At 73.1% G+C, this 8,897-nt stretch carries 7 protein-coding genes; 4 read left to right on the top strand and 3 right to left on the bottom strand.

All coding sequences use genetic code 11. The features are described from left to right. Positions 1–148 precede the first annotated feature (148 nt). On the top strand, positions 149–631 hold the full coding sequence (locus ACZ5SK_RS01255) for a hypothetical protein (protein ID WP_334581000.1): 483 nt from the start codon (positions 149–151) through the stop codon (positions 629–631). Here the strand turns inward: ACZ5SK_RS01255 and ACZ5SK_RS01250 are convergent. Next, positions 597–1,478 (bottom strand): DUF4184 family protein, encoded by an 882-nt coding sequence (locus ACZ5SK_RS01250; protein ID WP_468575056.1) that lies wholly within the window; start codon positions 1,476–1,478, stop codon positions 597–599. The two genes, ACZ5SK_RS01255 and ACZ5SK_RS01250, sit on opposite strands and share 35 nt — an antisense overlap. Positions 1,479–1,843: 365 nt before the next feature. Here ACZ5SK_RS01250 and ACZ5SK_RS01245 point away from each other — a divergent pair, with 365 nt between their 5' ends. The 3 genes from ACZ5SK_RS01245 (at position 1,844) to pgfA (ending at position 4,876) form a co-directional block, all read left to right on the top strand. After that, positions 1,844–3,580 (top strand): lytic transglycosylase domain-containing protein, encoded by a 1,737-nt coding sequence (locus ACZ5SK_RS01245; protein WP_334581002.1) that lies wholly within the window; start codon positions 1,844–1,846, stop codon positions 3,578–3,580. A 147-nt stretch (positions 3,581–3,727) separates the two neighbouring features. After that, entirely contained in the window at positions 3,728–3,862 is a 135-nt protein-coding gene (locus ACZ5SK_RS01240) for an SPW_0924 family protein (protein WP_107472664.1), read from the top strand. Positions 3,863–3,883: 21 nt separating this feature from the next. Beyond that, positions 3,884–4,876 carry a cell envelope lipid trafficking protein PgfA gene (gene pgfA / locus ACZ5SK_RS01235; protein WP_334581003.1) on the top strand — a complete coding sequence of 331 codons (993 nt, stop codon included), beginning with the start codon at positions 3,884–3,886 and terminating at the stop codon, positions 4,874–4,876. On the opposite strand, the gene hrpB is transcribed toward pgfA, so the two are convergent. Beyond that, the gene (gene hrpB / locus ACZ5SK_RS01230) at positions 4,866–7,427 is read right to left on the bottom strand and encodes an ATP-dependent helicase HrpB (protein ID WP_457493684.1); all 2,562 of its coding nucleotides are present in this window, start codon (positions 7,425–7,427) and stop codon (positions 4,866–4,868) included. The genes pgfA and hrpB overlap by 11 nt on opposite strands. 273 nt (positions 7,428–7,700) lie before the next feature. Then, entirely contained in the window at positions 7,701–8,582 is an 882-nt protein-coding gene (locus ACZ5SK_RS01225; RefSeq protein WP_334581004.1) for a class I SAM-dependent methyltransferase, read from the bottom strand. Between the last annotated feature and the right edge of the window lie 315 nt (positions 8,583–8,897).

Below are 8,897 nucleotides of genomic sequence, written 5' to 3'. Positions count from 1 at the left end.
CGACTGCGGCCCGCCCGGCCCGCCGCGATCCGGGTCCAGCCGTTGGGGTGGCTCCTGGTCAGTGGCCGGTCGGTTGCCCGGAGGGCCTGTCACCCGCGTGGCCCCCGAGAACAAGCCTCTGCTCGCCCCGGCCCGCCAGGATGCGGCCATGGGTATACGCCTGCTTCACCGCCGCAAGGCCCACGCACGCGTGCACGCCTCGGCAACCTCGGACGCGCAGCTCGCCCCCGGCACGGCTGCCTGGACACGACCGCGCCCCGCCCTCGCGCCCCGCGCCGCCACTGCCCGCGTCCCCAGGACACCCGTCACGGCCCTCCGCACAGCCGCCGCCCGCCTCCGCCGCCGCGTCGCCCGCGTCGTCCCCGAAAGGGTGCTGCGGCTCGCGCCCAGCGGCGAGCGACGAGCACCCGCGGCCGGCCGCCGAAGGGCGCCGCACGCGCGTCCGGACCGCGACCCCTGGCGCCTGTGCGCCGAGGCGGTGTGCGGCTGCCTGGCCCTCGCCCTCAGCGCCCTCGGCCGGCTCCGCAGAATCCGGACGGCCCGCCGTATTCCCGTCGTCCCCGTCGTCCCTGTCTTCGTCGCGACCGCGACACCCCTCACCGAACGCCCGGACGGCTCCGCTCCCCGCTGACCCCCGCCGACTCCGTGCGCCCGGCCAGGACATCCCGGACGGCCGGACCGGCCGGACGCCACAGCCGCACCGCGACGGCGTACAGCAGCACCCCGAGCACCAGCCCCGCGCCCGCCCCGAAGCACACCGTCGGGATGAGCTCCCACGGCTTCGCCTCCCGCGGCCCCCAGTACCGCCACCACCGCGTCGCCCGCCGCACCGCCGCGACCAGCGCACAGCCCCCGATCACGGCAGCGGCCCACCACCGGTCCCGCACCGACAACACCGCCACCCCGACCGGCTCACCGGCGGGCGCCCGGCGCAACGCGTACGTCAGGAACACGGCGATCACGACCGCGGCCACGGCCGAACCCCCGTACTGCAGGTACCAGTACAGCGGCGACCCGGCGAACTTCTCGCCGAGGACGGGGAACAGCCGCATGCCCCAGCGGTCGAAGTGCGTGAACGCGTCCCACACCACGTGCGTCAGCGCGCCGAGCACCGCCGAGACGTACCACCACAGGACGACGGAGGGCCCCACACGCGCGCGTGGCGCCCCGCAGCGGGTCAGGGCCGCCGTCCGGCCCTGCCGGTCGCGCGGCAGCAGCGCCACCAGCGGTTCGCGTACCAGCAGCCACAGCCCCACCAACGCCCACGCGATGAGCACGTCGACCGTGAACACACCGGCGAAGGAGTGCGTGACGTCACCGAACTCCATGGCCCCGGACAGGACACTCGCCGCGTAATAGGTCATGTCGGGAGCGAAGGAACCCGCCACCAGGACCGCCGGCACCAGCCGTCCACGGCCGGTGCCGTCGCCGCGCACGGCGGGCAGCACGGCCGCCGCATGACTCAGGGTGAACGGCAACGGAGCTCCCGGGGGCGGACCTTGGCGGGCCGGCCGGCCCCGCGATCGACGACGTCCAGTATGCGCGGCACGGTTCCCGGCCGAACGGCACATGACCGCCCGGTGAAAACGACGCCCGAACGGGTGCCGGTGCAAAAGAAGTTGTCGTAGGGTCGCCTGGGTCGCCGCGCCCGGAAGGCGCGTCGAACAAGAGAACAGAGCAGGGCAAACCGCCCACGAGTGCAACCCTCGGGGCGGGTTGACCGTCACACCAGTGGCACCGGTGACACCAGCGACAACGATGCCGGTGGCCACCACGGCACCAGCCGTCACGGCAGGACAGACGTAGAGACGGGCGTTCGGCGTCCACGGGAGGGTTTCACTTCATGTCGGCGCATATCGGCACGAGACTGCGCAAGGGAGCGGTCAACACGACCGTGGCCGCACTGGCGGTCGCGGCTCTGGCCGCGTCCCAGGCACCGGACGTCACCGCCGACGGGCACGGCAGACAGACCGCCGCCGACGCCCCGTCCGCCGACCCGAGCACGGGCGCCGCCACGGGTGACAGCGCCACCGGCAACTCGCCGTACTACACGGACCTGCCGCCGCTGAACAGCCCCAGCCCCGCCCCGACCGTGACCTCGCCCACCACCCCCGTCGCCACCGGCAGCACCGAGGCGGGCATACCCGCGACCGTCCTGGACGCCTACAAGAAGGCCGAGACGGAACTGGCGCAGTCCAAGCCGGGCTGCAACCTGCCCTGGCAGCTCCTCGCCGCCATCGGCAAGGTCGAGTCGGGCCAGGCCCGCGGCGGCAACGTCACCGCCGACGGCACAACCGTCACACCGATCCTCGGCCCGGTCCTCAACGGCGTCGGCTTCGCCAACATCAGCGACACCGACAACGGCGCCTACGACGGCGACAGCACCTACGACCGCGCCGTAGGCCCCATGCAGTTCATCCCCTCCACCTGGGAGTGGGCGGGCCGCGACGGCAACGGCGACGGCAAGAAGGACCCCAACAACGTCTACGACGCCGCGCTCGCCGCCGGCCACTACCTGTGCCGCTACGACTGGGACATGTCCACCTCGTCCGGGATGCGCAGCGCGATCCTCAGCTACAACAACTCGACGGACTACCTCAACACCGTCCTGTCGTGGCTGGAGTACTACCGCAAGGGCACGCACGAGGTCCCCAACGGCACCGGCACCCTGCCGAGCGGCCGCAGCGACGACGGCACGAGCACCACACCCACCTCGCCGTCCACCCCGTCGACGCCCGGCACGCCGACGAAGCCCGGCAAGCCGTCCACCCCGGGCAAGCCCAGCACGCCCTCCAAGCCGAGCACCCCGACGCCGACGCCCACACCGACCGACACGGTCGACCACATCGAGGACGCGGGCACGGCGAGCCTCACCGCCATGGCGGGCGACACCTACACCGACCGGATCAGCACGCGCGCGGAGACGGCCACCGGCAAGGCCGTCGCCAAGGTCAGGGTCCGCTTCACCATCGTCGGCGACACCGACGCCACCTTCACCGGCGGCGAGGACGTCGCCACGATCGCCACCGACAGCAAGGGCATCGCCCTCGCCCCCGCCCTCAAGGCGGGCGAGAAGACCGGCGACTTCACCGTCCGCGCCACGGTCCTCGGCCGCGCCCTCTCCGCCCTCGACTACAAGGCCACCGTCACCGCCCGCGCCGCCGACGCCCTCGCCCGCACCAGCCAGACGGCGCTGACCTGTACCGCCGGCGGCGAGTTCGCCGACCAGGTCGAGGTGAAGGCCACCTACAAGGGCGCCGCCGCGGACAAGGTCGCGGCCACCGCCACCCTGATCAAGTCGGCCGGCGACCCGACCACGAACGACAAGGGTCCCTACTTCAAGGACGCCGCCGGCAACCCCGTGCGCACCTGGGACCTGCAGACGGACGCCAACGGCCTGCTGCAACTGCCCAAGCTGTACGCGGACGACAACGCCGGCACATACCTGCTGCGCATCACCACCACCGGCGGAGCGACTCTCACGGTCGAACTGACCGTCACGGCCGCGCCGTCCGAGACCCCGACCCCGACCCCGAGCCCCACGCCCAGCGGGTCGGAGTCGACGACGCCCACCCCGTAACACCCTCTCCGCAGCACCTTCCGCGACAACGGCGGCGCCCCTTTCTCCCGAAGGGGCGCCGCCGTCGTCGTGTGCGACGTGTTCTCTTCTCGCCCGTCCGTTGCTACGGTGCCGCACCTGACGACCTGTCAGCTCCGGGAGGTCCGTATGCGTGCCCTGATCGCCGCCGCGACCGGTCTCGCCGTCGCGCTCGCCCTGGTCCTCACCCTCACCGCACTGGGCACACCGACCGGCAAGACCTCCCCGAAACCCCTGCTGACGACAGTGCCCGCACACCCCTGACCACCCCGGAGGGAGGCCGAGATGCGCCGCAAGGCCAGCCTGATCCTGCTCGCCCTCGCCGTGTTCTGCGCGGCACTGTCCCCACTGCTGCGCTGGTACGCCTTCCCGCGCCTGGCCAAGATCCCCGCGAACGAATACCAGACCATGGTCGTGGAGGCGAAGAACGCCACCCTCCTCGACTACGGCACCATGACCGCCCGCACCGTCCCCAAGGTCACCATCGTGCAGACCCTCAAGGGCGACGTGGAGGCCTCCGAGAAGATCGAGAAGACCGCCGGCCGCGACGTCGTCGTCTGGGACGGCCTCTCCTACGTCCAGGGCCCCGACGGCAAAATGGTCTCCAAGGTCCCCGAGCGCTACATCTTCGACGCCCACACCCAGGAACCCGTCCACGCCACCGGCGAGAGCGTCGACGGCGACCCCGTCCGCCGCCAGGGCATCGAGTTCAAGTGGCCCTTCCTGACACAGAAACGCGATTACGAGTACTTCGACGCACAGACCCGCACCAGCGCCCCCATCCACTACAAGGGCACCCGGACCTTCCGCGGCCTGAAGGTCTACTACTTCGAACAGACCGTCCCCTGGACCAAGGTCGCCCTGCCCAGGACGATGCCCGTCGCCGGCATCACCCCCGAGACCGTCGCCAAGACCGGCACCACCCGCTGGTACACCACCGTCCGCAAGTTCTGGGTCGAACCGGTCACCGGAGCACCCGTCTACGCCGAGGAGAACCACCAGGAGGAACTGCGCGGCGGCTCCCTCCTCGGCGGCCGCGCCAAGGTCACCGCATTCGCCGGCCACGTGAAGATGCGCGAGGACTTCGTCGACCACACGCTGTCCGTCGTCAAGTCCAACCGCACCCTGGTCCTCATGCTGACGTCCTATCTGCCCTGGACCTTCCTCCTGCTCGGCGCCCTGCTGCTGTCCCTCTCCCTCTACCTGGAGGCCCGCTTCCGCCGCCCCGCCCGGCCGGCCCCCGCCGAACCCGCCCAGCCGCAGCCGGTCACCGCCTGAGCCGCGCGCTGGTGTACCGCGTCGGCTCGGCGCCCGCCGGATCCTCTGGCCACGGATGTTTCGGATACCGGCCGCGCAACTCCGCCCGCACCCCCGGGTAGCCGTCCCTCCAGAACGAGGCCAGGTCGGCGGTGACGGCCGCCGGCCGCCCGGCGGGCGACAGCAGATGCACGACCAACGGCACCCCCGCCACCCGCGGCGACTCCTGAAGCCCGAACATCTCCTGCAACTTCACCGCGAGCACCGGCCGCTCCGGGTCGGCGTAGTCGACCCGGATCCTGGACCCACTGGGCACGGTGATCCGCTCCGGCGCCAACTCGTCCAGCCGGCCCGCCTCACCGCAGGCCCAGGGCAACAGCCGGCCCAGCGCCACTCCGGCGTCGATCCGCCCCAGATCGCCCCGCCGCCGAGCCCGCCCCAGCTCGGGCTCCAGCCATTCGTCCACACGCGCGTACAGCGACGCGTCCGAGACGTCGGGCCACGGCTCCCCGAGCCGCAGCCGCAAAAACGCCAGCCGCTGCCGCAGCACGTGCGCATCGGGCGACCACCGCAGCAACCCCAGCCCGTCCCGCTCCAGCCCCTCGAGCAGCGCACCGCGGACGAGCCCGGCGTCGGCGTCCCGCAGCGGCCGCACCGCCAGCTCCACCGCCCCCAGCCGCTCCACCCGCCGCGCCACGACGTCCCCGTCGGTCCAGCGCACCTCGTCGCGCTCGTCGAGCAGTACCCCGGCAGCGAGCCGGGCGACCTCCTCGTCCACCGCCGCCGCGAGCTGCACACGCGCGTGCCCCCTCCCCACGGGCCGGTCGGCGACGGCGACAGCGAGCCAGGCCGCACCCCGCAGCCCGGTCCCCTCACCGACCTCGGCCCGCGTCCCGGACACCATGAGGTAGGAACCACCGTCCAGCCTGGCGACCCGCTCGGGGAAGGCGAGAGCGACGACGAGACCCTCGACGTTCCCGTCCACGTTCCCGTCCACCGGACGACGGTCACCGGCGGACGGGCGATCACCGGCGGACGGGCGAGAAAATCCGGCGGGCGGCCCGGAAACGCCGGCGACGACGGACCGCAGCCGCCGCACCTCGGCCCGCCACCGCCCGGAGTAGGCGTCACCCCCGCGCCGCGCGGCCCGCAGAGCGGCCACCAGATCATCCCCGTACTCCCGAGGAGCCTCCTCGCTGAGCAGCGCGACCACCTCCGCGGCCCGCTCCACTCCCACCGCCGCGGCCCCGTCCAGCAACGCCCGCCCCAGCCGGGGGTGCAGCCCCAACCGCGCCAACCGCACCCCCCGCCCGGTGGCCCGACCGGCGGAGTCCACCGCGCCGATCGCCGTCAGCAGGGACCTCGCCGCCGCCATCGCGCCGCCCGGCGGCGGATCCAGCAACGCCAGCCCCGACGCGTCCGGATCGCCCCAGCAGGCCGCCTGAAGAGCGAAGGCGGCCAGATCGGCCACCTTGATCTCAGGGGCCGGGAACGGCGACAGACGGGCGTCCTCCGCCTGCGCCCAGCACCGGTACACCGCACCCGGCGCCTCCCGACCGGCCCGCCCCGCCCGCTGCCGCCCCGCCGCCTGCGACGCCCGCACGGTCGTCAGCGCGCTCAACCCGCGCGCGTGATCCACCCGCGGCTCCCGCGCCAGCCCCGAGTCGACGACCACCCGCACCCCGGGAACCGTCAGCGAGGACTCCGTCACCGACGTCGCCAGCACCACCCTGCGCCGCGCGGCCGGCGCCAGCACCGCGTCCTGCACAGCCGCCGGCGCCCGCCCGTGCACCTGGAGCACATCCACCCCGCCCAGCTCCCCGAGCTGCCCCGCGACCCGCACGATCTCCCCTACACCCGGCAGGAAACACAACACGTCCCCCGACCGCTCCGCCAACGCCCGCCGCACCACCGACGCCACATGAGCCAGCAGCACCGGATCCACCCGCATCCCGTGCGGCGGCCGCACCGGCCGCGGCGGCGGCGCCCAGACCACCTCGACGTCGTACGACGTCCCGTGGGCCTCCACCACCGGCGCCCCGCCCAGCAGCCGCGCCCACCCCGCCGTGTCCGTCGTCGCCGACGCCGCCACCAGCCGCAGCTCGGGCCGCAGCGTCTCACGCACATCCCACAGGAAGGCGGCCGAGGTGTCCGCGTCGAGATGCCGCTCATGACACTCGTCCAGCACCACCACGTCGACGCCCGTCAACTCCTGGTCGCGCTGAAGACGCTGCAACAGCACACCGGTCGTGACGACCTCCACGCGCGCGCGTGGCCCCACGACCCGCTCCCCGCGCACGGTGTACCCGACGCTCTCCCCGACCTTCTCGCCCAGCAGCCACGCCATCCGCCGGGCCGCCGCCCGCGCCGCGATCCGCCGCGGCTCGGCCACCACCACCCGCCGCACAGGGCCCCCACCCAGCAGCCCGGCCAGCGCGAGCGGCACCAGCGTCGTCTTGCCGGTACCGGGCGGCGCGGCCAGGACCGCGGCGCCGTGCCCGTCCAGAGCGTCGTTCAGAGCGGGCAGCGCGGCCCGCACGGGCAGCGCGTCGAGAGCGTCGTCACGGGGGATCACGCCCCTAGTGTCATACGCCACCGAAAACACCTACGCACGCGCGCATGCGTGCGCGCGTGCGTAGGAGGTTAGGAGGTAGGGGCTGGGAGAACGCCACGCAACGCCACCCAGGACGCCTGCCCCAGGACGCCTGGCCCAGGACGCCTGGCCCAGGACGCCTGGCCCAGGACGCCTGGCCCAGGACGCCTGGCCCAGGACGCCTGCCCCAGGACGCCTGCCCCAGGACGCCTGGCGCGGGACAGGCCCCGGGACAGTCGTCCTGGTTCCGTCCTAGTCCCGCTCGCAGACGAAGATCGCCGTCCCCGGGATCAGGTTCCCGCGCAGCGGGGACCAGCCGCCCCACTCCGACGAGTTCCAGGCCGGCCACTCCGGCTCGACCAGGTCCACCAGCCGGAAACCCCCCGCCACGACGTCACGGACCCGGTCACCGAGCGTCCGGTGGTGCTCCACGTACACCGCGCGGCCCTCGTCGTCCTGCTCGACGTACGGAGTGCGGTCGAAGTACGAGGACGACACCGACAGGCCCTCGGGACCCGGCTCGTCCGGGAACGCCCAGCGGATCGGATGGGTCACCGAGAACACGAAACGGCCGCCCGGACGCAGCACCCGCCGCACCTCCCGCAGGACCAGCACCGGATCGGCCACGAAGGGCAGCGCCCCGTACGCCGAGCAGGCCACGTCGAAGGAGCCGTCCGCGAAGGGCAGCGCGCCCGCGTCGGCGCACACCAGCGGAAACGCGCCACCGATGCGCAGCGCGTGCTGGAGCTGGCGGTGGGAGATGTCCAGGGCCACCGGATGCGCGCCCTGCGCGGCCAGCCAGCGCGCGCACTGGGCCGCGCCGGCGCCGATCTCCAGGACGGCCTTCCCCTTCAGCTCCTCCGGCGGGCCGAGCAGCTCGGCCTCCACCTCGTCCAGGCCCTCGGGACCCCACACGAAGCGGTCGTCGCCGAGGAAGGTGCCGTGCTCGATCTGGTATTCGTCCGCGTTGCGGTCCCACCAGCCCCGGTTGGCCCGGGAACTCTCGGCGACGTCGGCATCACGTCGGGTGGCTTCCGGCTCGAAGGCCGTCTCGGACGATGCGGGCTCTTGGATGATCGGCTCCCTCGTCGTACTCTTCCGTGCAACCCGCCCGACGGTGTCACCTGGTGTCACCGAAGGGGCTTCCTGCGGCCTGCGTGGCCTCGGGAGAAAGGTTGTGTGCCGGTTATGCGGCGATCCGCCCCGGGTGTGCGCCTTCGCGCATTGACCCTGCCCGGCTGCCCCCGTATGCTACAAGTTGCGCTGCGGGCCTGCGCACCTCAGACGTAGCAGGCTGCGCTCGCATCTGTTGTATGTCCCCTCGGTTCTCGAGGTGCCATCACCAGTTTCTGGTGTGGCGCTTCCTAAGCTGTCCGGCTTCTTCAGAGCGATCACGGGCTCCCGGCGTAGCAGTACCTACGACTTTCTGTCCGTAACCGGAGCCCTTTC

The sequence above is a fragment of the Streptomyces sp. NPDC031474 genome, from assembly GCF_055581185.1.
Note: the sequence above shows the minus strand (reverse complement) of the source record. Positions and strands in the feature narration are given on the sequence as shown.

Coding starts and splice junctions, on each gene's coding strand:
- ACZ5SK_RS01240 (WP_107472664.1), top strand. CDS start 3,728: ATGCGTGCCCTGATCGCCGCCGCGACCGGTCTCGCCGTCGCGCTCGCC.
- ACZ5SK_RS01245 (WP_334581002.1), top strand. CDS start 1,844: ATGTCGGCGCATATCGGCACGAGACTGCGCAAGGGAGCGGTCAACACG.
- ACZ5SK_RS01255 (WP_334581000.1), top strand. CDS start 149: ATGGGTATACGCCTGCTTCACCGCCGCAAGGCCCACGCACGCGTGCAC.
- pgfA (WP_334581003.1), top strand. CDS start 3,884: ATGCGCCGCAAGGCCAGCCTGATCCTGCTCGCCCTCGCCGTGTTCTGC.